This window comes from Afifella sp. IM 167 (assembly GCF_020144925.1).
Lineage (GTDB): Bacteria > Pseudomonadota > Alphaproteobacteria > Rhizobiales > Afifellaceae > Afifella.
Genome location: NZ_NSLC01000015.1, coordinates 1 through 25,225, shown reverse-complemented (window position 1 = coordinate 25,225; position 25,225 = coordinate 1). Strand labels below are relative to the sequence as shown.

Annotated in this window: 21 protein-coding genes; 10 read left to right on the top strand and 11 right to left on the bottom strand. The window is 68.5% G+C overall.

Annotated features, from left to right (window positions below; translation table 11 throughout):
- The first annotated feature begins 336 nt into the window (after positions 1-336).
- The 9 genes from CLD20_RS19645 to phoB all read left to right on the top strand — a co-directional run bounded on the left by CLD20_RS19645 (position 337) and on the right by phoB (position 12,462).
- Positions 337-1,221 carry an ImuA family protein gene (locus CLD20_RS19645; protein WP_224408374.1) on the top strand — a complete coding sequence of 295 codons (885 nt, stop codon included), beginning with the start codon at positions 337-339 and terminating at the stop codon, positions 1,219-1,221.
- Entirely contained in the window at positions 1,142-2,662 is a 1,521-nt protein-coding gene (locus CLD20_RS19640) for a DUF6504 family protein (RefSeq protein WP_224408373.1), read from the top strand. Before CLD20_RS19645 ends, CLD20_RS19640 begins: the two co-directional genes overlap by 80 nt.
- Positions 2,663-2,671: 9 nt before the next feature.
- A complete protein-coding gene (locus CLD20_RS19635; protein WP_224408372.1) occupies positions 2,672-5,965 on the top strand; it encodes an error-prone DNA polymerase in 3,294 nt (1,097 codons plus the stop codon).
- 218 nt (positions 5,966-6,183) lie between these two features.
- Positions 6,184-7,230, top strand: coding sequence for a substrate-binding domain-containing protein (locus tag CLD20_RS19630; protein ID WP_224408371.1), 1,047 nt, complete (start codon positions 6,184-6,186; stop codon positions 7,228-7,230).
- 99 nt (positions 7,231-7,329) lie between these two features.
- Positions 7,330-8,817, top strand: coding sequence for a phosphate ABC transporter permease subunit PstC (gene pstC / locus CLD20_RS19625; protein WP_224408370.1), 1,488 nt, complete (start codon positions 7,330-7,332; stop codon positions 8,815-8,817).
- On the top strand, positions 8,814-10,130 hold the full coding sequence (gene pstA, locus CLD20_RS19620) for a phosphate ABC transporter permease PstA (protein ID WP_224408369.1): 1,317 nt from the start codon (positions 8,814-8,816) through the stop codon (positions 10,128-10,130). The genes pstC and pstA overlap by 4 nt, the downstream gene beginning before the upstream one ends.
- Positions 10,131-10,288: 158 nt before the next feature.
- Positions 10,289-11,035, top strand: coding sequence for a phosphate ABC transporter ATP-binding protein PstB (gene pstB / locus CLD20_RS19615; protein WP_224408388.1), 747 nt, complete (start codon positions 10,289-10,291; stop codon positions 11,033-11,035).
- A 13-nt stretch (positions 11,036-11,048) separates the two neighbouring features.
- Entirely contained in the window at positions 11,049-11,741 is a 693-nt protein-coding gene (gene phoU / locus CLD20_RS19610; protein WP_224408368.1) for a phosphate signaling complex protein PhoU, read from the top strand.
- Positions 11,742-11,760: 19 nt separating this feature from the next.
- A complete protein-coding gene (phoB, locus tag CLD20_RS19605) occupies positions 11,761-12,462 on the top strand; it encodes a phosphate regulon transcriptional regulator PhoB (RefSeq protein ID WP_224408367.1) in 702 nt (233 codons plus the stop codon).
- 126 nt (positions 12,463-12,588) lie between these two features.
- Here the strand turns inward: phoB and upp are convergent, their stop codons facing one another.
- From upp to CLD20_RS19550, 11 genes are all read right to left on the bottom strand, one after another.
- A complete protein-coding gene (upp, locus tag CLD20_RS19600; protein ID WP_224408366.1) occupies positions 12,589-13,227 on the bottom strand; it encodes a uracil phosphoribosyltransferase in 639 nt (212 codons plus the stop codon).
- A 26-nt stretch (positions 13,228-13,253) separates the two neighbouring features.
- Entirely contained in the window at positions 13,254-14,240 is a 987-nt protein-coding gene (gene add, locus CLD20_RS19595) for an adenosine deaminase (RefSeq protein WP_370636946.1), read from the bottom strand.
- Between the two features lie 18 nt (positions 14,241-14,258).
- Positions 14,259-15,479: a phosphopentomutase gene (locus CLD20_RS19590; RefSeq protein ID WP_224408364.1), complete on the bottom strand. Its 1,221-nt coding sequence runs from the start codon at positions 15,477-15,479 to the stop codon at positions 14,259-14,261.
- Between the two features lies 1 nt (position 15,480).
- Positions 15,481-16,797, bottom strand: a complete 1,317-nt coding sequence (gene deoA / locus CLD20_RS19585) for a thymidine phosphorylase (RefSeq protein WP_224408363.1) — start codon at positions 16,795-16,797, stop codon at positions 15,481-15,483.
- Positions 16,794-17,609, bottom strand: coding sequence for a purine-nucleoside phosphorylase (locus tag CLD20_RS19580; RefSeq protein WP_224408362.1), 816 nt, complete (start codon positions 17,607-17,609; stop codon positions 16,794-16,796). Before CLD20_RS19580 ends, deoA begins: the two co-directional genes overlap by 4 nt.
- Complete coding sequence (gene cdd / locus CLD20_RS19575) at positions 17,606-18,007, bottom strand: cytidine deaminase (RefSeq protein WP_224408387.1); 402 nt, start codon at positions 18,005-18,007, stop codon at positions 17,606-17,608. The genes CLD20_RS19580 and cdd overlap by 4 nt, the downstream gene beginning before the upstream one ends.
- An 8-nt stretch (positions 18,008-18,015) precedes the next feature.
- A complete protein-coding gene (locus tag CLD20_RS19570; RefSeq protein WP_224408361.1) occupies positions 18,016-18,984 on the bottom strand; it encodes an ABC transporter permease in 969 nt (322 codons plus the stop codon).
- The gene (locus CLD20_RS19565) at positions 18,984-20,123 is read right to left on the bottom strand and encodes an ABC transporter permease (RefSeq protein WP_224408360.1); all 1,140 of its coding nucleotides are present in this window, start codon (positions 20,121-20,123) and stop codon (positions 18,984-18,986) included. The genes CLD20_RS19570 and CLD20_RS19565 overlap by 1 nt, the downstream gene beginning before the upstream one ends.
- Entirely contained in the window at positions 20,120-21,721 is a 1,602-nt protein-coding gene (locus CLD20_RS19560; RefSeq protein ID WP_224408359.1) for an ABC transporter ATP-binding protein, read from the bottom strand. Before CLD20_RS19560 ends, CLD20_RS19565 begins: the two co-directional genes overlap by 4 nt.
- Before the next feature lie 339 nt (positions 21,722-22,060).
- Positions 22,061-22,543, bottom strand: coding sequence for a CAP domain-containing protein (locus tag CLD20_RS19555; RefSeq protein WP_224408358.1), 483 nt, complete (start codon positions 22,541-22,543; stop codon positions 22,061-22,063).
- Between the two features lie 145 nt (positions 22,544-22,688).
- Complete coding sequence (locus CLD20_RS19550; protein WP_224408357.1) at positions 22,689-23,711, bottom strand: BMP family protein; 1,023 nt, start codon at positions 23,709-23,711, stop codon at positions 22,689-22,691.
- Positions 23,712-23,858: 147 nt separating this feature from the next.
- Here CLD20_RS19550 and glk point away from each other — a divergent pair, with 147 nt between their 5' ends.
- Positions 23,859-24,890 carry a glucokinase gene (gene glk / locus CLD20_RS19545; RefSeq protein ID WP_224408356.1) on the top strand — a complete coding sequence of 344 codons (1,032 nt, stop codon included), beginning with the start codon at positions 23,859-23,861 and terminating at the stop codon, positions 24,888-24,890.
- Positions 24,891-25,225 lie beyond the last annotated feature (335 nt).

Sequence of the window (25,225 nt, the reverse complement as noted above, 5' to 3'; positions counted from 1 at the left end):
GTCGTCTTTGTCAAGATGGCGGTTGATGATTCAATCCGTGAGCCAGTAACGCTCCCAAAGCTCCGCAAGCGCGACTCGGCAATTGCTCCAAATGCGACATCTGCTCGATGTCCGCTTTGGCGACTTGCATCCCGAAACCTGCCAGTCCCTGATCGGCCAGAAGCCGACAAGACCCGAGAAATAGTGCTCTCGACGCAGCGCCTTCCAAGGGACTGCCATCCCCTATTCCCCATTCCACAACCCACCGAGGGCGGCTCCTCCTCCCCCCTGAAGCTGGCCGCTTGACTCTCGTCCCGGCCTCGGGAATCAATCGGAACAAAGTGAGAACATATTCCCATGGCCGAGACCCGAACGAAAGCCGAGACCGGCTGGCGCGCCGGCATCCTTTCCCGCCTGCGCCAGGAGATCGGCGCGCTGGAAGGCGCGGCGGAAAGCCGCCATTGCCTCGCCTTCGGGGCAAAGGCGCTCGACGCGCATCTGCCCGACGGGGGGCTGCGCCTCGGCGCGCTGCACGAATTTTCCGGCGGGCCCGCCGGGCTTTTCCCGGATGAAGGCGGGGCGCGCCCCGCCACGAAAAATTTCGCCGGCGGGGCGGGGGAGATCGCCGCCGCGACGCTCTTCGTCGCCGCCATCCTCGCCCGGCTCGAGGGGCCGGTTCTGTGGTGCCTTTCGGCGCGCGACCTGTTTGCGCCGAGCCTTGCCGCCGCCGGGCTCGATCCCGAGCGGGTGATCTATGCGGAGACCTGGCATGCGCGCGACGTGCCCGTCGCCATGGAGGAGGGCCTCAAGCATGCGGGGCTCGCCGCCGTCGTCGGCGAGACGGGGCGGCTCGGGCTGACGGCCTCGCGCCGGCTGCAGCTTGCCGCCGAGGCCTCCGGCGTCACGGCGCTCGCCCTTTCCCGGCCCTTCCGGCGCGGAGCGGAGGGCGGCGAGCCCAATGCGGCCATGACGCGCTGGCGGATCACGCCGCTGCCCTCCTCCGCCCCCGCCCTGTCTCTGCCCGTCCTCTCTCTGCCCGCCGTCTCTGGCCTTGCCGGCGTCTCCGCCTCGCCGGTCGCCGGCATCGGGCGGGGAAGCTGGCGGGTGGAATTGTTGCGTTGCCGGGGCGCCGACCCGGCCCTGTTCGTCACGGAGGCCGCCGATGCAGCGGGCCATCTCGGTGTTTCTGCCCTTCTTCCCCGCGGAGAGGCTGCGCCGGATCGCGCGCGATCTGCCGCCTGAGCGCCCGCTGGCGCTGACGGCGCGGATCGGCTCGCAGCGCCTCGTCGTGGCGCTCGACCTTTGCGCGCGGCGCCAGGGCGTCTATCCCGGCATGCCGGCGAGCCGGGCGCAGGCGATGCTGCCCGGCCTCCTCCTCAAGGAGAGCATGCCGCAGGCGGAGGCACGGGCGCTGGAAAGGCTCGCCTTCTGGTGCGCGCGCTACAGCCCGCTCGTGGCCGCCGAGCCGCCGGACGGGCTCGTCCTCGACATCTCCGGCTGCGCGCATCTGTTCGGCGGGGAGGAAAAGCTTCTCGCCGACCTCCTTGCCCGCCTTGCCCGCATGGGGCTGACGGCGCGCGCCGCGCTCGCCGGCAGCCTCGGCGCCGCCCATGCGCTCGCCCGCTACGGCGAAAGCCGCGCCGCGCTGGTGCCGGCGGATGTTCCGCTGGCGGAGCGCCTCGCCCCCCTGCCCGTGGCCGCGCTGCGGCTGGCCGAAGAGCGCGGCGAGGCGCTCCGCCGGCTGGGCTTTGAGACCATCGGCGACCTTCTGGAGGCGCCGCGCGCGCCGCTTTCCCGCCGCTTCGGCCGCGAGGTCCTTGAGCGGCTCGACCAGGCGCTCGGGCGCGCCGCCGAGCCCTTCGTGCCGCTCGCCCACAGCGAAAGGATCGAAACGAAACTCTCCTTCCTGGAGCCGGTGGCGGCCGCCGAGGCGCTTTCGGGCGCGGTGGAAAGGCTGTGCGAGGAACTCTGCGGCCTGCTCGCCGCCCGCCAGGAAGGGGCGCGGCGGCTCGACCTCCTCCTGGCCCGGCTCGACCGCAGCACCGCCTTCCTCTCCGTGCGGCTCGCCCGGCCGAGCCGCAAGCCGGCGCATATGGCGCGGCTTCTGATCGAGCGGCTCGGCGAGCTCGATTGCGGGCTCGGGGTGGAAAATGCACGCCTCCTCGCCTCCGCCACGGCGCCGCTCCGCCCGGACCAGATCGCCTCCTCCCTCGCCGGCAGACAGGAGGAGCCGGACCTTTCCGAACTCGTCGACCGGCTGTCGAGCCGGCTCGGCGGGGCGCATATCTTCCGCACCGCGCCTGTGGAGAGCGATTTTCCCGAGCGGGCGGTCAGGCGCGTGCCGGCCATGGCGCGTGCCCGGGCCATGGCCAGGGCCGGCACGCGGCCGAAGGAATGGCCGCGGCCGGCGCGCCTGCTTGCCCATCCCGAGCCAGTCGAGGTGACGGCGCTATTACCCGATTACCCGCCCGCCTTCTTCATCTGGAAGGGGCGCCGCCACCGGGTCCGCCGTGCCGACGGGCCGGAGCGCATCTTCGGCGAATGGTGGCGCGAGGCAAGCGAGATCGCGCTGGTGCGCGACTATTTCCAGGTGGAGGACGAGGCGGGGGCGCGCTTCTGGCTCTTCCGGCAGGCAGGATCCGGCGGGCTCGCCCGCTGGTATCTCCACGGCTTCTTCGGCTGAGGCGCGGCGATGACCTATGCCGAGCTTCAGGCCGTCTCCAACTATTCCTTCCTGCGGGGCGCCTCGCATCCCGAAGAGCTCTTCGCCGAGGCCGCAAGGCTCGGCCTTGAGGCGCTCGCCCTCACCGACCATTCCTCGCTCGCCGGCATCGTGCGCGCCCACGAGGCGGCGAGGGAGACGGGCGTGCGCCTCATCGTCGGCACGCGGATTTCGCTCCAGGAGGGCCCCACCCTCCTCCTCTATCCGCGCGAGCGCGCCGCCTATGGCAGGCTCTGCCGGCTCCTTTCCATCGGCAAGGCGCGCGCCGGCAAGGGCGGCTGCACCCTGTCGCGCCAGGATGTCGAGGATCATGCCGAGGGCCAGATGGCGATCCTCGTGCCGGATGCGGCGGATGCGGCGCTCGCCGCAGGGCTTTTCTGGCTGCGGGAGACCTTCGGGGCGGACGCCTCGCTGGCGCTTTCCGTGCGCAGGCGACCGGGCGAGGCGCTCCGGCTGGCGGAGCTTGCGGGCCTGGCGCGCGCCCATGGCGTTGCCACCGTGGCCACCGGCGACGTCCTCTATCACAGCGCGGAGCGGCGCATCCTGCAGGATGTGGTGACGGCGATCCGCGAGGGCGTGACGCTCGACGATCTCGGCTTCAAGCGCGAGGCCTTCGCCGACCGGCACCTGAAAAGCCCGCAGGAGATGGCGCGGCTCCTGCACGCGCATCCGGAGGCGCTCCGGCGCAGCGCCGAGATCGCCGATGCCTGCCGCTTTTCCCTGGGCGAGCTCAAATACCAGTATCCGGCCGAGATCCTGATCCCCGGCCTTTCCCCGCAGCAGGCGCTGGAAAAGCTCACCTGGGAGGGCGCGGCGGAACGCTTTCCGGGCGGCGTGCCGGAGAAGGTGGCGGCCCAGCTCAGCCACGAATTATCCCTCGTCGCCGAGCTCGGCTACGCCCCCTATTTCCTCACCGTCCATTCCATCGTGCGCTTCGCCCGCTCGCAGAAAATCCTCTGCCAGGGGCGCGGCAGCGCCGCCAATTCGGCCGTCTGCTTCGTCCTCGGCATCACCTCCATCGACCCGGACCGCAACGACCTCCTCTTCGAGCGCTTCGTCTCGCGCGACCGGGGCGAGCCCCCCGATATCGACGTCGATTTCGAGCACGAAAGGCGCGAGGAGGTGATCCAGTGGATCTACGAGACCTACGGGCGCCACCGCGCCGCGCTCTGCGCCACCGTGGTGCGCTACCATGCCAAGGGCGCCATCCGCGAAGTCGGCAAGGCGCTCGGCCTCACCGAGGACCTCACCGCCACCCTCTCCTCCCATATCTGGAGCTGGAGCCGCGACGGGGTGGAGGAAAAGCACCTTGCAGAGCTCAACCTCAACGAGGCCGATTACCGGCTGCGGCTGACCCTCCGGCTGGCGCGCGCCCTCATCGGCTTTCCGCGCCACCTGTCGCAGCATCCGGGCGGCTTCGTCCTGACGGAGGACCGGCTCGACAGCCTGGTGCCGATCGAGCCGGCGGCGATGGCGGACCGGCAGGTCATCGAATGGGACAAGGACGATATCGACGAGCTCGGCTTCATGAAGGTCGACGTCCTCGGCCTCGGCATGCTCGGCTGCCTCCGGCGCTGCTTCGACCTTCTGAAGGAACATCGCGGCATCGAGCACGACATCGCCTCCGTCCCGGCGGAGGATCCGGCCGTCTACGACATGATCGGCAAGGCCGACACGACCGGCGTCTTCCAGATCGAAAGCCGTGCCCAGATGGCCATGTCGCCGCGCCTCAGGGCCCGCGACCTCTACGACCTCACCATCCAGATCGCCATCGTGCGGCCGGGGCCGATTCAGGGCGAGATGGTGCATCCCTATCTGCGCCGCCGGGAGGGCAGGGAGCGGGCCGAATACCCGACCGAGGAATTCCGGCGCGTCCTCGGCAAGACGCTCGGCGTGCCGCTCTTCCAGGAGCAGGCGATGGCGCTCGCCGTGCATTGCGCCGGCTTCACCCCCTCCGAGGCCGACCAGCTGCGCCGCTCCATGGCGACCTTCAAGTTCACCGGCAGCGTCAGCACCTTCCGGGAGAAGTTCATCGCCGGCATGCTGAAGCGCGGCTACCAGCAGGAATTCGCCGAGCGCGCCTTCAAGATGATCGAGGGCTTCGGCTCCTACGGCTTTCCCGAAAGCCACGCCGCCTCCTTCGCGCTCCTCGCCTATGCCAGCTCGTGGGTGAAGCGCTACCACCCCGACATCTTCCTCGCCGCCATCCTCAACAGCCAGCCGATGGGCTTCTACGCTCCGGCGCAGCTGGTGCGCGACGCCAGGGCGCACGACGTCACGGTGCTGCCGATCGACGTCAATTCCAGCCGCTGGGACACCATTCTGGAAAAGCAGGAGGGTCTGGAAAAGCAGGAGGGTCCGGAAGAACAGGAGGACGGCCCGCACGCCGTCCGCCTCGGGCTGCGCCTTGCAAAAGGGCTCGCCAACGCCGATGGGGCAGCACTGGTGGCGGCCCGCCATCAGCCCTACCAAAGCGTGGAAGAGCTCCACCGCCGGGCCGGCCTTTCCGCCGCCGCGCTGGAGCGGCTCGCCGAGGCGGACGCCTTTTCTTCGCTCGGCCTTTCGCGCCGCCAGGCGCTGTGGGAAATCCGCGGCCTTGCCGATCGCCCCCTGCCGCTCTTTGCCGCGGCGGACGAAAGGGAGGCGCAGATCCGCCCGGAGGCCCGCGAGCCTGATATGCGGCTTACCGAGATGACCGCCGGGCGCGAGGTGGTGGAGGATTATCGAAGCACCGGGCTGACGCTGCGCCAGCATCCGGTCTCCTTCCTGCGCGAGACGCTCTCGCACCGGCGCATCCGCCCGGCACGGGAGCTCCTGAACTGGCGCGACGGCGCCTGGATCGACATTGCCGGCATGGTGCTGGTGCGCCAGCGGCCGGGCAGCGCCAAGGGCGTCATGTTCATCACCATCGAGGACGAGACCGGCCAGGCGAACATCATCGTCTGGCCCTCGCTGCTGGAGCGCCAGCGCCGCGTCGTGCTGGCCGCCGGCATGCTCGCCTGCCGCGGCCGGGTGCAGCGCGAGGGCGAGGTCATCCATGTCGTCGCCCACCGGCTCACCGACCTTTCCGATCTCCTGAAGAAGGTCGGCGACCATGACGGGCCCTTCCCGAACCGGCTGAGCCGCGCCGACGTCTTCAAGGGCGGGCCCGGCGGGCCCGATCCGCGCGAGGCGAAGGCGCTCGGGCTGAAGCCGCGCGACATTCTCATCCCGGATCTGCGTCCGGGCACCGGCATCAGCGTCAAGGCGCGAAATTTTCACTGACTTCGGGGCCCGGCGCCGGCCGGCGACAAGCCGGGGCATTTCAGGCTCTTACGGCGAAGCGTACGATCATGACTCCAGGCCGGGAGGCAAATCGTGACCGCTTCTGTCATCCAACTGTCATCTAACTTTCACAGATGTGTTTTGGCCGAAGCCTAGGAAGGCCCCGGTCATCGCTGCATGGCCCATGCTTTCTGCGCAGCAATCAGGGAGATTTCTCAGTGACTTACAAACTTCTCGCCGGTGTAGCCGCGCTGGCTGTCGGCGTCGCCGTGACGTCCGGCGCCGCGCAGGCTCAGTCCCGCGACCAGATCCAGATCGCCGGTTCCTCGACCGTCCTGCCCTACGCCAAGATCGTCGCCGAAAATTTCGGCGAGGCCTTCCCGGACTTCAAGACGCCGGTCGTTGAATCCGGCGGCTCCTCCGCCGGCCTCAAGGAATTCTGCCGCGGCGTCGGCCCGGACACGATCGACATCGCCAATGCCTCGCGCCGCATCAAGGACAGCGAAGTGGAGGCCTGCAAGGCCAACGGCGTCAACGAAATCCAGGAAATCCGCATCGGCTATGACGGCATCGTCTTCGCCACCGACATCAACGGCCCGGACTTCAAGCTGACCCCGACCGACGTCTACAAGGCGGTCGCGGCCAAGGTCGCCGTCGACGGCAAGCTCGTCGACAACCCGAACAAGACCTGGAGCGACGTCAACCCGGACCTGCCGGACTGGGAAATCGCCGCCTACATCCCGGGCGAGAAGCACGGCACGCGTGAAGTCTTCGAAGAGAAGCTGCTCGCCGCCGGTTGCGAGGCGACGGGCGACCTCAAGGCCCGTGTCGACAGCGGCATGGACGAGAAGGCCGCCGGCAAGGATTGCATGGCGGTCCGCAAGGACGGCGCTGCGGTCGACATCGACGGCGACTACACCGAGACGCTGGCCCGCATCGACGCCAACAAGAAGGGCATGGGCGTCTTCGGCCTCGCCTTTTACGAGAACAACGCCGACAAGCTGAAGGTCGCCACCATCAGCGGCGTCACGCCGTCGACCGAGACGATCGCCTCCGGCGAGTATCCGGTCTCCCGGCCGCTGCAGTTCTACGTGAAGAAGGCGCATCTGGGCGTCATCCCGGGCCTCAAGGAGTATGTGGAGTTCTTCATCTCCGACCAGATGACCGGCCCCGACTCCCCGCTCGCCGAGTACGGCCTCGTTGCCGCCCCGGAAGCGGAGCGCGAAGAGGTTCGCCAGAGCTTCGAGTCCGGCGCAGCCATGTAAGAAGCAATCGGGCGGGCGCGGCTTGCAAGCCGCGCCCGCTTGGCTTTTCAAGATCTCCCGTTCCCGCCCTTTTGAAGCGGCCAGCCGGCCAGAGCACCCATGAGCACGACGACCATCATCACGCTCGTCATCGTCCTTGCCGCCGTCGGCTATGTGGCGGGGCGCATTCTGGCGGTGAAGCGCGCGGGCGGAAACGCCCAGACGCTGCATTCCCGCCCGGTCTATTACGGCTCCTACGCCTTCCTGTGGACGGCCCTGCCCTCCCTCATCCTCATGGCAATCTGGCTGGCCATCAGCCCCATCGTCATCCACGAGGCGGTGCTGGAAAGCCTTCCAGAGCGCATCCAGGAAGAATCGGCAGCCACCCAGAGCCTCTCCATGGGCATGATCTCGTCCATCGCGGAGGGGCTGACGCGTCTGACGCCGACCGAGCTGACGCGGGTCAGCGCGGGCTTCACGGCGCTTCGCCCGCTCCTGGCGGAAAAGGGCGTGCCGCTCGGCTCGAACGGCGAAGACTTCATGATCGCCGCCGCCAAGAATCTCAATCAATGGTCGGCCGAAAGCCATCTGTGGATGACGGTCGCCGTCATCGCACTCGCCGTGCTCGGCTTTGCCTATGCGCTTTTCGCCATCCGGCCGAGGATGCGGGCGCGCAATTCCGTGGAACGGGTCGTCCTCGTTTCCCTCATCGGCGCATCCGACATCGCCATCCTCACGACGATCGGCATCGTGCTGTCCATGCTGTCGGAGACGATCCAGTTCTTCTCGGCCGTGCCGCCGCATGAGTTCTTCTTCGGCACGGTCTGGGATCCGCGCTTTGCGGCCAATGTCGGCACCACCTCCTCGGAGGGCCAGTTCGGCCTCATCCCGCTTCTGGCCGGCACCATCTACATCGCTTTCGTGGCGATGCTGTTTGCCGTGCCGATCGGGCTCTTCGCCGCGACCTACCTTTCCGAATATGCCGGGCCGAAGTTCCGCTCCATCGCCAAGCCGCTCCTGGAAGTGCTCGCGGGCATTCCCACCATCGTCTACGGCTTCTTCGCCCTCGTGACGGTCGGCCCGTTCCTGCGCGACCTGTCGGCCGAGCTGAACCACCTCGTCACCGGGCACTACAGCAATTTCATCGAGGCGCAGAGCGTGCTGACGGCCGGCCTCGTCATGGGCATCATGCTCATCCCCTTCGTCTCCTCGCTCTCCGACGACATCATCACCGCCGTGCCGAAATCGATGCATGACGGCTCGCTCGGCCTCGGAGCGACCCGTTCGGAGACGATGCGCCGCGTCGTGCTGCCGGCGGCGCTGCCGGGCATCGTCGGCGCGCTGCTCCTGACCGCCTCGCGCGCCATCGGCGAGACGATGATCGTTGTGCTGGCCGCAGGCGTCGCCGCGCGGCTGTCGATCAACCCCTTCGAGCCGATGACCACGGTGACGGTGAAGATCGTCAACCAGCTGACGGGCGACCTGGAATTCAATTCGCCGCAGACGCTGGTCGCCTTCGCGCTCGGCATCACGCTCTTCGTCATCACGCTCGGCCTCAACATCTACGCGCTCTACATCGTGCGCAAATATCGAGAGCAGTACGAATGACCGATACGACCGCCGAAAGGGCGACCCCGGACAGCACGCGCGTGCCGCGCGAGATCGGCATTCGCCGGCGCTACGCTTCGGAGCGGCGCTTCAAGGCCTGCGGCCTCATCGCCATCCTGATCGGCCTCGCCTGCCTGGCGATCCTGCTCTTCACCGTCATCTCCAAGGGCTACACCGCCTTCTTGCAGACCGAGATGCGGCTGCCGATCACCTTCGAGAAGAGCGTCATCGATCCGAAAGGCGAGGCGGCGAACAATCCGCGCGTCCTGATGATGGCGAACTATCCGACCCTTGCCCGCGATGCGCTCGCCAGGGAACTCGGCGTCGATCCGAAGGACCGCGCCTATTCGCGCAGCCTTTCGGGGATGGTCTCCAACGGGGTCAGGACGCAGCTGCGCGACATGGTCCTCGCCGATCCTTCCCTGATCGGCACGACGCAGGATGTCTGGGTGCTGGTGGAAGCCAACATCGATTCCGCCTTCAAGGGCCAGATCGACCTTTCCGTCGACGAGGGCCGCCGCAAGATCAACGACCTGCAGGTCACGTGGATGAAGGAGCTCGCCGACCGGGGCGTGCTCAAGAAGCGCTTCAACACCGGCATCTTCGTCAACGGCGCCTCCAGTCGGCCGGAGACCGCGGGCGTCGGCGTCGCCATCATCGGCTCGGCCTACATGATGCTGACGGTGCTGGTGCTCGCCCTGCCGATCGGCGTCGCCGCCTCCATCTACCTGGAGGAGTTCGCGCCGAAGAACCGCTGGACCGATCTCATCGAGGTCAACATCAACAACCTCGCCGCGGTGCCCTCCATCGTCTTCGGCCTTCTCGGCCTCGCCATCTTCATCAATTTCGCCGGGCTGCCACGCTCCGCCTCGCTGGTGGGCGGGCTGGTGCTGACGCTGATGACGCTGCCGACGATCATCATCGCCACGCGCGCGGCGCTGAAGGCCGTGCCGCCCTCGATCCGCTCGGCGGCGCTCGGCGTCGGCGCCTCCAAGATGCAGATGGTCTTCCATCACGTCCTGCCGCTTGCCGCGCCGGGCATCCTCACGGGCACGATCATCGGCCTTGCCCAGGCGCTCGGCGAGACGGCGCCGCTCCTGCTCATCGGCATGGTGGCCTTCGTCGCCGACTATCCGACGACGCCGCTGCAGCCGGCGACGGCATTGCCGGTGCAGATCTTCATGTGGGCGAACGAGGCCGAGCGCGCCTTCGTGGAACGCACCTCGGGCGCCATCATCATCCTGCTGATGTTCCTGGCAGTGATGAACATTACCGCTATCATCCTCAGACGACGGTTCGAACGCAGATGGTAAACGCTTCAAGCAATGGCCCGGCTGCGGGCGTCCGCGAGGCGGAACAGCCTTCCGCCTCCTCCGTAACCGCAAGGAAAGAAGAAATGGACAGCGCAACGCCGACGAGCGCGAGCCAGGCGCAGGCCCAGCCCAAGGCCGAGGCGGCCCCACGCGTGAAGATGCGTGGACAGGATGTCTGCGTCTTCTACGGCGACAAGCAGGCGCTCTACGACGTCAATCTCGACGTGCTGGAGAACCAGGTGACGGCGCTGATCGGCCCCTCCGGCTGCGGCAAGTCGACGTTCCTGCGCTGCCTCAACCGGATGAACGACACGATCGACATCGCCCGCGTCACCGGCAAGATCGTGCTCGACGGCGGCGACGTCTACGACAAGAGCGTCGACGTGGTGGAGCTCAGGGCCCGCGTCGGCATGGTCTTCCAGAAGCCGAACCCGTTCCCGAAGTCGATCTTCGAGAACATCGCCTACGGACCGCGCATCCACGGCCTCGCCTCCAACAAGCGCGAGCTGGAAGAGATCGTCGCCTCCTCGCTGCGCCGGGCCGGCCTCTTCGAAGAGGTGAAGGACCGGCTGGAGGAGCCGGGCACCGGCCTTTCCGGCGGCCAGCAGCAGCGCCTGTGCATCGCCCGCGCCATCGCCGTCAGCCCGGAAGTCATCCTGATGGACGAGCCGTGCTCGGCGCTGGATCCGATCGCCACCGCCAAGGTGGAGGAGCTGATCGACGAATTGCGCGAGAACTACACGATCGTCATCGTCACCCACTCCATGCAGCAGGCGGCCCGCGTGTCGCAGCGCACCGCCATGTTCCATCTCGGCTACCTGGTCGAGGAGGGTCCTACGGACGTCATGTTCACCAACCCGTCGGACAAGCGCACGCAGGACTACATCACCGGCCGCTTCGGCTGAGGGAGGAAGCAAGTTGTCCGAACATATCGTCACCTCCTACGACGAGGAGCTGAGCCAGCTCTCCCGCTCGATCGCGGAGATGGGTGGCCTGGTGGAACAGCAGTTCGAGGAATCGGTCGCCGCGCTGCTGACCGGCAATTCCGAACTCGCCCAGAACGTCGTTTCCGGCGACCGGCAGATCAACGCGCTGCATACCCAGATCGAGGAACGCTCGATCCTGGTCATCGCCAAGCGCCAGCCGATGGCGCAGGATCTGCGCCAGACCGTCGCCTGCATCCGCATCTCCAACGACCTGGAGCGGGTGGGCGACCTTTCCAAGAACATCGCCAAGCGGGCGCTGGCCATCGAGGACCAGCGCATGGCCCAGACGCTGCGCCGCGGCGTGGAGCATCTGGCCCAGCTCGGCCTCAAGCAGCTGAAGGAAGTGCTCGACGCCTACGGGGCGCGCGACACGGACAAGGCGCGCGCCGTCTGGCGGGCCGACGACGAGATCGACGCCATGTATGTCTCGCTCTTCCGCGAGATGCTGACCTACATGATGGAGGATCCGCGCAACATCGGCATGTGCACGCATCTGCTCTTCTGCGCCAAGAACATCGAGCGGATCGGCGACCACGCCACCAATATCGCCGAGACCATCGTCTATCTCGTCACCGGCAAGCAGATGGAGCCCATGGAGCGCTCCGGCATCCTGCAGACGATGTAGGAAACAGGGAAACCCGAAGATGCAGGTGCCGCGCATACTGGTGGTGGAGGACGAGGAGCCGCTGACGCTCCTGCTGCGCTACAACCTCGAGGCGGAGGGCTATTCGGTCGATTCGGTGGGCCGCGGCGACGATGCCGAGCTCCGCCTCATGGAGGAGAGCTTCGACCTCCTCGTGCTCGACTGGATGCTGCCCGGGCTTTCCGGCATCGAACTGTGCCGGCGGCTGCGGATGCGCGATGCGACGGCCCGCCTTCCCGTCATCATGCTGACGGCGCGCGGCGAGGAGGACGAGCGCATCCGGGGCCTTGCCACCGGCGCGGACGACTATGTCGTCAAACCCTTCTCGGTGCCGGAGCTGATGGCCCGGGTGAAGGCGCTGCTGCGGCGCGCCCGGCCGGAGATGGTCTCCGACAAGCTCGCCGCCGGCGACATCGAGCTCGACCGCGAGACGCTGCGCGTCTTCCGCTGCGGCAAGGAGATCCATCTCGGCCCGACCGAGTTCCGCCTTCTGGAATTTTTGATGCGCAGCCCCGGCCGCGTCTTCACGCGCGAGCAGCTGCTCAACGGCGTGTGGGGCCGCGACGTCTATGTCGACGAGCGCACGGTCGACGTGCATGTCGGCCGGCTGAGGAAGGCGATCAATCGCGGGCGCATGCGCGACCCGATCCGCACCGTGCGCGGCGCCGGCTACGCCCTCAACGAGCAGTTCGTCACGAGCTGAGCGCCCGGCGGCGGCTCGAATTTTTCTGACCAGGCGGCATTTTCCGGTCCTCCCCCTCAAGGGAAGGCGGGGACATGCCTTGCCGGCATCCCCCGACTGTAGCTGCGCCGGCCAGTGCCGAAGCGCCTATTTCGTGCCGTACATGCGATCGCCCGCATCGCCGAGACCCGGCACGATGTAGCCGTGATCGTTCAGATGGCTGTCGATCGCGGCGGTTACCACCGGCACGTCGGGATGGGCGGCGCGGAAGGCCTTCACGCCCTCCGGGGCGGCGAGCAGGCAGACGAAATGCACGTCCCTGGCGCCGCGCTCCTTCAGCCGCTGCACGGCCGCGATGGCGGAATTGGCGGTCGCCAGCATCGGATCGACCGCGATGACGACCCGCTCGGCGAGGTCTTCCGGCGCCTTGAAGTAATATTCGACCGGATGCAGCGTTTCGGGATCGCGGTAAAGGCCGATATGGGCGACGCGGGCGGCCGGAACGAGGTCGAGCATGCCTTCCAGAAGGCCGTTGCCGGCCCGCAGGATGGAGGCGAAGACGAGCTTCTTGCCGGCCAGCGTCGGCGCCTCGATCTCGGCCAGCGGCGTCTCGATGGTCGTCGTCGTCAGCTCCAGATGGCGCGTCGCCTCGTAGGTCAGGAGCGCGGCGATCTCGCGCAACAGACGGCGGAAGGACGCCGTGGAGGTATCTTTGTCGCGCATGATGGTGAGCTTGTGCTGCACCAGCGGGTGATCGACGACCGTCACCCCTTCTTCCTTGTGCATGTGCCTCTCCTGCTTGCCGCTGTTCCCTAGGCGCGAAACGGCGCCGGCTCAACCGGCGCGAGGCGGGAAATTAGCCGCGCCCGCGTCGCCTCGTCGACGAAGGCGGCCTCGATCGCCGTCCGGGTGAAGGCGGTCAGGCCAGCCGCGTCGAGCCCGAGCGCCGCCGCCGTGGCGCGATACTCGCCGGCAAGGCTGGTGCCGAAGAAGGGCGGATCGTCGGAATTGAGCGTGACGCGCACGCCGGCGGCGATCAGCCTTGCCAGCGGATGGGCGGCGCGGTCCGAAAAAAGGCCGAGCGCGACGTTGGAGCCGGGGCAGACCTCCAGCACGATCTCCTCATCGGCGAGCCGGGCCATCAGCGCCGGATCCGCCGCCGCGGCGACGCCGTGGCCGATGCGCGTCACCGGCAGGGCGTCGAGGACATGGGCGACGCTTTCCGGCCCGCACACCTCGCCGGCATGGGCGGTACAGCCGAGCCCTGCCTCCGCCGCCATCGCGAAGGCCGGCGCGAACTCGGCCGCCAGATGCTCGCGCTCGTCGCCGGCAAGGCCGATGCCGGTCACCAGCGGATGCGGATGGGCAAGAATCGTGCGGGTCGCCCGCAGCGCCGCCTCCGGCCCGTTCTGGCGCAGGATGTGCGGCACCAGCCGTACCTCGATGCCGCTCCTGGCGCGAGCGCGCTCCGCCCCCTCGGCGACCGCCTCAAGGCAGGCGGCGTAGCTCATGCCGGCGCGTGTCGCATCGTCCGGCGCCAGGAAAAGCTCGGCATAGATCGCCCCGTCCGCCGCGATCGCGCTCAGATGCATCTCGGCGAGGCGGGCATAATCCTCCGGCCGCCGCAGGAGCCGCGTCGCGCGCCCATAGGCGGCGAGAAAGCCGGGAAAATCGTGCCAGAGATAGCGCTCGCCGTCGGTGAGCGCGGAGATGTCGACGCCCTCGCGGACCGCCAGCTCACGGGCGAGCGAGACGGGCAGCGCGCCTTCGACGTGGCAGTGCAGCTCCGCCAGCGCCACGCCCCGCAAGCGCCGTTCCTAGATCATGCTCGCGCCGGCAAAGAGCGGCGGCAGAGCGAGATGGGCGGCGAGCGTCTGGCCGATATCGGCATAGGTCTGGAGCTCGCCCGCCTTGCGCCCCTCGATGCCCGGACCGAAGGCGAGCACCGGCACGTTCTCGCGCGTGTGGTCGGTGCCGGTCCAGGTCGGGTCGTTGCCGTGATCGGCCGTCAGGATGACGAAATCGCCCTCCTTCAGCGCAGCGAAAAGCTCCGGCAGGCGCCGGTCGAAGGCTTCCAGGCAGGCCGCATAGCCCGCCGGATCGCGGCGATGGCCGTAGATCTGGTCGAAGTCGATGAAGTTGGTGAAGACGAGGTCGCCGTCCTTGGCCCTTGCGGCCGCCTCGAGCGTCCTGTCGAACTGGCTTTCGTTGTCGGGGGCCTTGAGGACCTCGGTGACGCCGCGCCCGGCGAAGATGTCGGAGATCTTTCCGACCGCCCAGACGTCGCGGCCGATCTCCGCCGCCTCGTCGAGAAGGGTCCGTGCGGGCGGCGGCACGGAAAAATCCTTGCGGTTGCCGGTGCGGGCGAAATCGTCCGGGCCGCTGCCGAGGAAAGGCCGGGCGATGACGCGGCCGATCCGGTATTTGTCGCAGAGTTTTCGGGCGACCTTGCAGGTCTCGTAGAGGCGCTCCAGCCCGAAGGCCTCCTCATGGGCGGCGATCTGGAAGACGCTGTCGGCGGAGGTGTAGCAGATCGGCTTGCCGGTCCTCACATGCTCCTCGCCGAGTTCGGCGATGATCGCCGTGCCGGAAGCGTGGCGGTTGCCGAGGATGCCGGGAAGCTTCGCCTCGGCGACCAGGGCCTCCGTCAGCTCGGCGGGAAAGGCCGGCTCTTCTTGCGGAAAATACCCCCAGGGCTGGCGCAGCGGGCAGCCCGCCAACTCCCAATGCCCCGTCGTCGTGTCCTTGCCGCGCGAGCGCTCGCGCGCAAAGCCCCAGATCGCATCCGGGTCCGCCTCGTAGGCAAGCCCCGCCGGATAGGCGCCCGAGGAAGCCTCCGCGGCGCGGCCGAGGCCGAGCCGGTTGAGGTTCGGAATATCGAGCGGGCCGGAGCGCAGGCCCTCGCGGTCGGCGTCGCCGGCGGCGCAGGCAGCGGCGATATGGCCGAGCGTGTCGGCGCCCTCGTCGCCGAATTCGGCGGCATCCTTGGCCCCGCCGACGCCGACGGAATCCATGACGAGGAGGAAGCCGCGAGCCATGTCAGGTGAGCCTTTCGATAATCAGCGGTGTGCCGGCCGGCGCCTCGGCGCCGATATGGCAGGCGGCGCGCACGGCCCTTGCGGCCGCCGCGGCGGCGGCCTCGTCGCGCGCATGCACCACGGCAAGCGGGCGGCCGGGGCCGACCTCTTCGCCTATCGCGGCGATCGCCGTCAAGCCGACCGCATGGTCGATATCGTCCTCGGCCCGGCGCCTGCCGCCGCCGAGGCCGATCACCGCCACGCCGAGGGCGCGCGTGTCGATCGCCGAGACGAAGCCTGCCTCCCCGGCCGCAATGTCGCGCACGAGCGGCGCGGCCGGCAGGTGCTCCCCAGCCCTTTCGACGAAATCGGCCGGCCCGCCGAGCGCCGCCACCATCTTCTGGAAACGCTCGGCCGCGCTGCCATCGGCAAGCTTCCCGGAGGCCAGCCTCTCGCCCTCCTCCGCCGAAGCAGCGAGCCCGCCGAGGCGCAGCATCTCGCCGGCGAGCGCGATCGTCACTTTCTCCAGCCGCGGGTCGCGATGGGCGCCGGTGAGGAAATCGACGGCGTTCTGCACCTCCACGGCATTGCCGGCCGCCGAGGCCAGCGGCTCGTTCATGTCGGTGATAAGGGCCGAGGCTGAGAGCCCGGCGCCCTGCGCCACCGTGACGAGGCTTCTGGCAAGCGCGCGCGCATCGTCGAGCCTCGCCATGAAGGCGCCGCTGCCGGCCTTCACGTCGAGAACGAGACCGGAAAGCCCGGCCGCGAGCTTCTTCGACAGGATCGAGGCGGTGATCATCGGCAGCGATTCCACCGTCGCCGTCACGTCGCGGATGGCATAAAGGCGCTTGTCGGCCGGGGCGAGGTCGGCGGTCTGTCCGATGATGGCGCAGCCCGCCTCGGCGGTGACCTTGCGAAAGGTCTCAAGATCGGGCTGGCTTTGATAGCCGGGGATGGAATCGAGCTTGTCGAGCGTGCCGCCGGTATGGCCGAGGCCGCGCCCGGAGATCATCGGCACGACGCCGCCGGCCGCCGCCACGATGGGTGCGAGCATAAGGGAGACGTTGTCGCCGACGCCGCCCGTCGAATGCTTGTCGAGGACGGGTCCGCCCGCCTTTTCCCAGGAGAGCGTGTCGCCGGAATCCTTCATGGCGAGCGTCAGGGCGACGATCTCGTCCGGCTCCATGCCGTTGAAGAAGACCGCCATGGCGAGCGCGGCGACCTGGCCCTCGCCGATGCTCCCGTCGGTGAGGCCCTCGACGAAGAAGGCGACTTCCTCGGGCGTCAGCGCCATGCCGTCGCGTTTCTTGCGGATCACCTCCTGCGGCAGGAAGCTCATGCGGGCACCTTTGCGAAATGGCGGGCGAGCAGGGCCTCCAGCTTGCGCCCGCCCTGTGGCGCCAGCTCCTTGGTCTCGTCATGCGAGAGCTCGCGGCCGGTCATGCCGGCGGCGAGATTGGTGATGACGGAAAAGGCGGCGACCTTCATGCCGAGGTAGCGCGCCAGGATCACTTCCGGCACCGTCGACATGCCGACGGCATCGGCGCCGAGCGCGTGGGCAGCGCGGATCTCGGCCGGGGTCTCGAAGGACGGCCCCGTCACCCAGAGATAGACGCCCTGATGCAATTCGATGCCTTCCGCCTGCGCCTCGCCCTGAAGGCACATGGCGAGCTGGCGGTCATAGGCCTCCGTCATGCCGACGAAGCGGCCGTCGCTCGTCTCGCCGATCAGCGGGTTCACGCCGAAGAAGCCGATATGGTCGACGATCTGCATCAGCGATCCGGGCGGCATCTCCTCGTGCAGGCTGCCGGCGGCGTTGGTGAGGAACAGCGTTTCGACGCCGAGCGCGGCGAGCGCGGCGAGCGCCGGTCGCATCGCGTCGGAACGGCCGTGCTCGTAGAAATGCGAGCGCCCGGCCATGACGGCGACCTCCGTGCCGCCGATCCGGCCGAGGACCAGGCGCCCGGCATGGCCGGAGACGGAGGGACGGGGAAAACCCTCAAGATCGGCGTAGGCGATCTCGACGGCGCCCTCGATGCGGTCTGCCAGCCCCGACAGGCCGGAGCCGAGAATGAGCGCCGTGCGGGGCGCAAAACCCGCCTTGCCGGCAATCGTCTCCGCCGTCCGCCTTGCGGCCTCCTCGGGGCTCATCCGACGCCCTTCATGCCGAAGGCGAAGGGAAGGAGCTCGCCGAGCGTGACGCTGGCGACCGGGCCGTCCTCGTCGCACAGATGGACGATGGTCTCCTTGGTGCCGAACTCGCAGATCCTCTGCCGGCAGCCGCCGCACGGCGTTACCTTCTCCTGCCGTTCGGCGACGACGGCGATCTCGGCGATCCGGCGCTCCGTCTTCGGCGTGCCGGCGACCATGGCGGCGATCGCCGAGGCCTCCGCGCACCAGCCTTCCGGATAGCTCGCATTCTCCACGTTGCAGCCGGCGAAGATCCTTCCCGACACCGTCACCAGCGCGGCGCCGACGCGGAACTCCGAATAGGGCGCGTGCGCATGCTGCATGACCTCTCGGGCCGCCTCGAAGAGTTCGCGTTCGATCGTCACGGCTAGCGCTCCTTCACATAGGGCACGCCGCCCGCCTTCGGCGGCACGGCGCGGCCGATGAAGCCGGCAAGCAGCACGACGGTCAAGACATAGGGCAGCGCCTGCATGAACTGGACCGGCACCTCGCCGATGAAGGGCACATACGCCCCCTGCAGGCGGATGGCGACGGCGTCGAGGAAACCGAAGAGGAGGCAGGCCCCCATCGCCGGCCAGGGCCGCCATTTGGCGAAGATGAGCGCGGCAAGCGCGATGAAGCCCTTGCCGGCCGTCATGTTGACGATGAAGCCGGCCGACTGGGCGATGGCCAGATAGGCGCCGGCGACGCCCGTCAGCACGCCGCAGATGAGGACGGCGCGGTAGCGCAGGAACGGCACGGAAATGCCGGCCGTGTCGACGGCGGCGGGGTTCTCGCCGACCGCCCGCAGCCGCAGCCCGAAGCGCGTCTGGAACAGCACCCACCAGGTGAGCGGCACCATCAGGAAGGCGATGTAGACGATGAGGTTATGGCCGGAGATCAGCTCGTAATAGATCGGCCCGAGGACCGGCACGTCGCGCAACGCCTCCGCCCCCGGCAGGGTGAGGGAGGAAAAGCGTGCGTCGCCCGAGAGCTGGGGCGTGCGCCCGCCCTGCGAGAACCAGGCCTGGCCGAGCAGCGCCGTCAGCCCGGCGGCGAGGAAGTTGATGGCGACGCCGGAGACGATCTGGTTGCCGCGCTGGGTGATGGAGGCAAAGCCGTGCACCAGCGCAAGCGCGATCGCCGCGCCGATCGCAGCGAGAAGGCCGAGCCAGGCCGAGCCCGTCCAGTAGGCGACCGCCCCGGCGGCGAAGGCGCCGGCGAGCATCTTGCCCTCCAGGCCGATGTCGAAGATGCCGGAGCGCTCCGAATAAAGCCCGGCAAGACAGGCCAGAAGCAGCGGCGTCGCGAGCCTTACGGCCGAATCGAGAACGAGAACGGCGGCCGTCAGGTCCATCACCCCGCCTCCCCGCCGTCCAGCATCCGGGCCCGCTGCGGGCTCGACATCAGCGCGAAGGCGCGGGCGATGCCCGGCCGGAACATGTGCTCCAGCGCGCCGGCGAAGAGAATGACGAGGGCCTGGATGACGACGATCATGTCGCGCGAGATCGCCGGCATGTCGAAGGCGAGCTCCGCCCCGCCCTGATAGAGCATGCCGAAGAGAAAGGCGGCCAGCACGATGCCGACCGGGTGCGCCCGGCCCATCAGCGCCACGGCGATGCCGACGAAGCCCGCCCCCTGCACGAAGTCGATCTGCAGGCGCTGCTGGTCGCCCATCACCGGGTTCAGCGCCATCAGGCCCGCCAGCGCGCCGGAAACGAGCATGGCGATGATGGTGATCTTGACGGTCGAGATGCCGGCATAGACAGCCGCCGTCGGGTTGAGGCCGGTGGCGCGGATCTCGTAGCCGAGGCGCGTCCTCCAGATGAACACCCAGACGAAGAGGCAGGCGGCGAGCGCCACGACGATGGAGATGTTGGCGGGCGCGGCGCCCATATCGGCGCCGAACATCTCGAACAGCCCGCCGAGCTTGGGCAGCGCCCCGCCGGCCGCAAAGGTGCGCGTCTCCGGCTGCATCGATCCGGGCGGGGAGAGATGGTCGACGAGGAGCCAGACCATCAGCGAGGCGGCGATGAAGTTGAACATGATCGTGGTGATGACGATGTGGCTGCCGCGCCTTGCCTGCAGATAGGCCGGGATCAGCGCCCAGGCGGCGCCGAAGAGCGCCGCGCCGCAAATGGCGAAAGGCAGCGTCACGTACCATGGCACGTAGCGGTCGAGCGCCATCGCCGCGAGCGCCGTGCCGAGGCCGCCGAGATAGGCCTGGCCCTCGCCGCCGATGTTGAAGAGGCCGGCATGGAAGGCGACGGCGACGGCGAGGCCGGTAAAGATGAAGTTGGTCGTATAGAAAAGCGTGAAGCCGATCCCCTCGCCGAAGCCGAGCGCCCCCCAGACGAGGATCTTCACCGCCTGGAGCGGGTTCTCGCCGATGAAGAGGACGACGAGGCCGGAGACGAGGAAGGCGACGGTGACGTTGAGGAGCGGGATAAGGCCGACCTCCACCCAGGCCGGGAGCTTGGCCACCGGCGCGCTCAAGCCGCCGCCTCCTCGTCGGCGATCCCCGCCATCATCAGGCCGAGCTCGCCCTCGTCCGCCTCCGGCCCGGCCTCGCCGACGATGCGGCCGGCGAACATGACGAGGATGCGGTCGGAAAGGGCGCGGATCTCGTCGAGCTCGACGGAAACGAGCAGGATCGCCTTGCCGGCGTCGCGCATGGCGACCAGTTGGCGGTGGATGAACTCGATGGCGCCGATATCGACGCCTCTGGTCGGCTGGCCGACGAGGAGCACCGAGGGATCGCGCTCCATCTCGCGCGCCAGCACGATCTTCTGCTGGTTGCCGCCGGAGAAATTGGCCGTCTTCAGCCGGCAGTCCGGCGGGCGGATGTCGTAGCGCTCGATCTTCCGGCGGGCATCCTCGCGCATGGCATCGAGCTTGAGGATCGGGCCGGCGGCGTATTCCGGGCCGAGATGATAGCCGAGAACGGAATTCTCGTTCTCCTCGAAGGCCATGACGAGGCCCATGCGGTGCCGGTCCTCCGGCACATGGGCGAGCCCGTCGAGCCGCCGGCGCGCCGGGTCCGCCTGCCTCGCAAGGTCCTTGCCGCCCTCCAGCCAGATGGAGCCGGAGGTGGCCGGGCGGATGCCGGCGATCGCCTCCAGAAGCTCCGACTGGCCGTTGCCGGAAACGCCGGCGATGCCGACGATCTCGCCGGCGCGGACCTCGAAGGAGACGTCGTCGACGCGCCTCACGCCCTTGCCGTCGACGACGGTGAGGCGCTCCACCGAAAGAAGCGGCGCACCGGGCGCGGCCTCGCCCTTTTCGACCCGGAGCAGCACGCGGCGCCCGACCATCAGCTCGGCGAGCTCCTCCGGCCCGGTCTCGGCCGTCGGCAGCGTCCGGACGATCTCGCCGCGGCGCATCACCGAGACGTTGTCGGTGATCGCCATGATCTCGCGCAGCTTGTGGGTGATGAGGATCACCGTCTTACCCTGGCTCTTCAGCTGGCGGAGGATGCGGAAGAGATGGTCGGCCTCCGAGGGCGTCAGCACGCCCGTCGGCTCGTCGAGGATCAGGGTATCGGCGCCGCGAAACAGCGCCTTGAGGATCTCCACGCGCTGCTGCAGGCCGACGGGCAGTTCGCCGATGATGGCGTCGGGGTCCACCTGCAGCTCGTATTCGCGCTCCAGGCGCTGAAGCTCCGCCCGCGCCCTGGCGACGCCGGCCTTCAGCAGGATGCCGCCCTCCGCGCCGAGGATGACGTTCTCCAGCACCGAGAAATTGTCGACCAGCATGAAATGCTGGTGGACCATGCCGATGCCGGCGGCGATGGCGTCGTCCGAAGAGGCGATCTCCACCTTCCGGCCGCGCACGAAGATGTCGCCGCGATCGGCCTGGTAGAAGCCGTAGAGGATCGACATCAGCGTCGACTTTCCCGCCCCGTTCTCGCCGACGATACCGTGGATGGTGCCCTCCTCGACGGTCAGCGCGATATCCCTGTTGGCGCGCACAGTGCCGAAGCTCTTGTCGATGCCGGAAAGCCGTATCGCCGGGGCGGCGCCCGGCCGGCTCTTTTCGAGCGGGCGGGAGGGCTCCCTGCCGTCCTTTTCGGAGTCGTCCTTGTCGGGGCTCATTCAGGGCCGGAATACGTACGCTTTCGGCCATCCTGACATCTTGCCGCCCGCCTTGCACGCCGAAATCCGCCTCTTCCACGGCAGGTTGCGGACCCTTTCCCTCGGGGTGCGAGCGCACCGCAGGCACGGCGCCAAGCCTCTCCCTTGAAGGGAGAGGCCGGCAAGTCCCGAGCGCAGCGAAGGGAATGCCGGGTGAGGGTGAGATCTCATCCAGCAAGGGCGCGAGCGAGCAGGCACAGCCGAGTTCGTGGCGACCTCCCCCTCACCCGGTCGGCTCCGCCGACCACCCTCTCCCTCGGTGGGGAGAGGGTCAGGCAGCGCCACCGGCGAATATCCCGCCTACCGCTGCGCCACGGCACTCCGCTCCACGCCGAGGATCAGCGCATAGAAGAAACCCTTGCGCGCGCTCGGTGCGACCGCCGCAGCGAAGCCGATCTCGGTCGCGTAGCGATTGCGAAGGTTCTTCTCGTGGCCGGGCGAATCCACCCAGCCCTGGAACGCCGCCGCCTGGCTCCGATAGCCGCCGCCGAGATTTTCCGCGATCGCGCCCCAATCGTAGCCGAGGGCCTCGACGCGCTTGGGCAGCGGCCCGGCGACCGTGTGGCTGATGTCGTTCTCGCGCGCCATCGCCAGCGCCTGGCGCTCGGCGGCCTCAGTGAGCTTCGCCGAGATCGTCACCGGGCCGAGCCCGTGCCGCGCCCGGTAGTCGGAGACCATCGCGCGCATCGCCGCCTGATCGACCGGCACGTTGCGCGCCTCGAACATGTCGGCCGGGCCGGCGCAGGCGGCGAGGAAAAGCGTGAGGAGGAGGGCGAGGCGCATCAAACTGAATCTCCAGGAAGCTCGGCCGGATGCCATGGCAAAATGACCAAAAGAGGCAGACCTTGTCGAACCTGGCCGAAATGAAGACGCCCCGGCCTTCGCCGGGGCGCCTGATCTCCAATCACCGCCTTCCGGCGGCCCTGCCTCACATCGCCGGGCAGGAATCGTCGGACATGTAGTCGTGGACCTCGATGTCGCCGGAAGTGATCTTCTGCGAGGCCTCGTCGACCTTCGCCTTCATATCGTCGGTGACGAGGTCCTTGTTGTTGTCGTCGAGCGCCCAGCCGACGCCTTCCTCGGCAAGGCCGAGATTTTCCACGCCGCCCCAGTCTTCCATGGAGACGCCGTTCTTCACGTCCATGAAGGCGTCGTAGACGGCGTTGTCGACGCGCTTGACCATGGAGGTCAGCACCGAGCCGGGATGCAGCATGTTCTGGTTGGAATCGACGCCGATGCCGAGCTTGCCGGCATCGGCCGCCGCCTGCAGGACGCCGATGCCCGTGCCGCCGGCGGCGTGGTAGACGACGTCGGCGCCGCGGTCGAACTGGCTCTTGGCAAGCTCGCCGCCCTTCACCGGATCGTTCCAGGCCGCGCCCGTCGTGCCCGTCATGTTGGCGTAGACCTCGATGTCGGGGTTCACCGCCTTGGCGCCCTCCACATAGCCGCATTCGAACTTGCGGATGAGGGGAATGTCCATACCGCCGACGAAGCCGATCTTGCCGGTCTTCGTCGCCATCGCCGCCATCATGCCGACGAGATAGGAGCCCTCATGCTCCTTGAAGACGATGGAGCGCACATTGGGCTTTTCCACGACGCTGTCGATGATGGCGAACTTCGTCTCCGGGTATTCCTCGGCCACCTTCTCGATCGCCTGTGCCTGCGAGAAGCCGATGCCGATCACCGGGTTGAAGCCGCGCTGGGCGAAGCGGCGCAGCGCCTGCTCGCGCTGGGAATCGTTCTGCAGCTCGAAATCGCGGTAGTCGATGCCCGTCTCTTCCTTGAAGCGCTCGGCGCCCACATGCGCCGCCTCGTTGAAGCTCTTGTCGAACTTGCCGCCGAGATCGTAGACGACCGCGGGGTTCACCTCGTCCTGGGCGAGCGCGGCCGCGGGCGCCGAAGCGAGCCCGAGCGCGGCGAGGGCGCCAAGCGCGAAACGTGTCAAACGCATCCTGTTCTCCTCTTTGAACGTTAGCGTGGGCGGGCGCGCCGCCAAAAACGGAAATGGCGGGCGGCTCGCCGCCCCTGGCCGGCAGATTGACACGGCCCGGAGCGCGTTGCACCTCCTCAATGGACATAGAAACAGCCCCGTTTCCAAATGGCCTCTCCCCCGAAGACCAAGCCTTTCGCCTTCCCCGTCATCTTCGGCGATATCGGCGGCACCAATGCCCGCTTCGCCCTCCTCGAGGATGAAGGGGCGGCGCTGCGTTCCTTCCCGCCGGTGCATACGGGAGACTTCGAAAGCATCGAGGAGGCGGTGAAGGCCGCCGTTTTCGAAAAGACGGAGACCCGGCCGAAATCGGCGCTCTTTGCGCTTGCCGCTCCGATCGACGGCGACGAGGTCGACCTCACCAACGCCGACTGGGTGATCAAGCCGCGCGAGGTGATGGCGGCGACCGGCATCGCCGACATCGCCCTCCTCAACGATTTCGAGGCGCAGGCGCTCGCCGTCTCGGCCGTCGGCGAGGAGACGGAAATGACCACCGTCACCATCGGTCCGGAGATCGCCCTGGAGCGCAACTGCCGCGTCGTGCTCGGTCCCGGCACCGGGCTCGGCGTCGCCGGGCTCGTCTATGCGGCGGGGCTGTGGATCCCCGTTCCGGGCGAGGGCGGGCATGTGGCGCTCGGCCCGGTCAGCGAGGAGGAGTTCGCCCTGTGGCCGCATATCGAGAAAGAGGGCGGGCGCATCTCCGCCGAGGCGCTGCTTGCCGGACGGGGCATCGTGCGCCTCTACCGCGCCATGGCCTCGCTCCGCGGCCGGCGGGCGACGCTCCACTGGCCGAAGGAGGTGACGGGCGCGGCGCTCGCCGCCTCCGACGAAACGGCGGTGGAGACGATGGCGCTCTATTGCCGCCTCCTCGGCCGGCTCGCCGGGGACCTTGCCCTCGTCTTCATGGCGACCGGTGGCGTCTTCGTCGGCGGGGGCATCGCGCCGAGGATCGCCACGCTGCTGGAAGCGGGCGCCTTCCGGCAAGCCTTTGAGGAAAAATACCCGCACGAGAACCTGATGCGGACGATCCCGACCCGCCTCATCACGGCCTCGCGGCCGGCGCTGACCGGCCTTGCCGCCTTCGCGCGGCGGCCGGAGGAATTCGCCGTGCCGCTGCATACGCGCCGCTGGCAGGCCTGAGACGAGCCTCCGGCGAGGAGGGCCGTGCCAGGGCTCCTTCCTGGCGCTCAGTCTGTTGGTGTAGTCATGCCAGGGCTCGACCCTGGCATCCATTCCCCTCCGTCATCGGCAGGCCGGCCCCCGGCGAGGACGAGCGCGCGCGGGCGCAGCCGTGCGCTCCCCACCTCCCCCTTGTGGGGAGGTCGCCGCTCCGGCGTCAGACGGGCGGCGGGTGGGGGGTAAAGACGGGAATGGCAAAGCCACCGCCCGGCTGGCGCGCCAGATTCCTCTTCCTGCGACCCCCACCCCCTGTCCCCTACCCCTGTCCCCTCCCCACAAGGGGGAGGGGACAGGGG

Excerpts from the sequence above, each read along its gene's own strand:
- pstA (WP_224408369.1), top strand. The coding sequence starts at position 8,814 with ATGACCGATACGACCGCCGAAAGGGCGACCCCGGACAGCACGCGCGTG.
- deoA (WP_224408363.1), bottom strand. The coding sequence starts at position 16,797 with ATGAGCTTCCTGCCGCAGGAGGTGATCCGCAAGAAACGCGACGGCATG.
- pstC (WP_224408370.1), top strand. The coding sequence starts at position 7,330 with ATGAGCACGACGACCATCATCACGCTCGTCATCGTCCTTGCCGCCGTC.
- pstB (WP_224408388.1), top strand. The coding sequence starts at position 10,289 with ATGCGTGGACAGGATGTCTGCGTCTTCTACGGCGACAAGCAGGCGCTC.
- CLD20_RS19635 (WP_224408372.1), top strand. The coding sequence starts at position 2,672 with ATGACCTATGCCGAGCTTCAGGCCGTCTCCAACTATTCCTTCCTGCGG.
- CLD20_RS19570 (WP_224408361.1), bottom strand. The coding sequence starts at position 18,984 with ATGGACCTGACGGCCGCCGTTCTCGTTCTCGATTCGGCCGTAAGGCTC.
- CLD20_RS19560 (WP_224408359.1), bottom strand. The coding sequence starts at position 21,721 with ATGAGCCCCGACAAGGACGACTCCGAAAAGGACGGCAGGGAGCCCTCC.
- CLD20_RS19555 (WP_224408358.1), bottom strand. The coding sequence starts at position 22,543 with ATGCGCCTCGCCCTCCTCCTCACGCTTTTCCTCGCCGCCTGCGCCGGC.
- CLD20_RS19590 (WP_224408364.1), bottom strand. The coding sequence starts at position 15,479 with ATGGCTCGCGGCTTCCTCCTCGTCATGGATTCCGTCGGCGTCGGCGGG.
- CLD20_RS19580 (WP_224408362.1), bottom strand. The coding sequence starts at position 17,609 with ATGAGCCCCGAGGAGGCCGCAAGGCGGACGGCGGAGACGATTGCCGGC.
- CLD20_RS19640 (WP_224408373.1), top strand. The coding sequence starts at position 1,142 with ATGCAGCGGGCCATCTCGGTGTTTCTGCCCTTCTTCCCCGCGGAGAGG.
- CLD20_RS19550 (WP_224408357.1), bottom strand. The coding sequence starts at position 23,711 with ATGCGTTTGACACGTTTCGCGCTTGGCGCCCTCGCCGCGCTCGGGCTC.
- upp (WP_224408366.1), bottom strand. The coding sequence starts at position 13,227 with ATGCACAAGGAAGAAGGGGTGACGGTCGTCGATCACCCGCTGGTGCAG.
- glk (WP_224408356.1), top strand. The coding sequence starts at position 23,859 with ATGGCCTCTCCCCCGAAGACCAAGCCTTTCGCCTTCCCCGTCATCTTC.
- CLD20_RS19645 (WP_224408374.1), top strand. The coding sequence starts at position 337 with ATGGCCGAGACCCGAACGAAAGCCGAGACCGGCTGGCGCGCCGGCATC.
- phoB (WP_224408367.1), top strand. The coding sequence starts at position 11,761 with ATGCAGGTGCCGCGCATACTGGTGGTGGAGGACGAGGAGCCGCTGACG.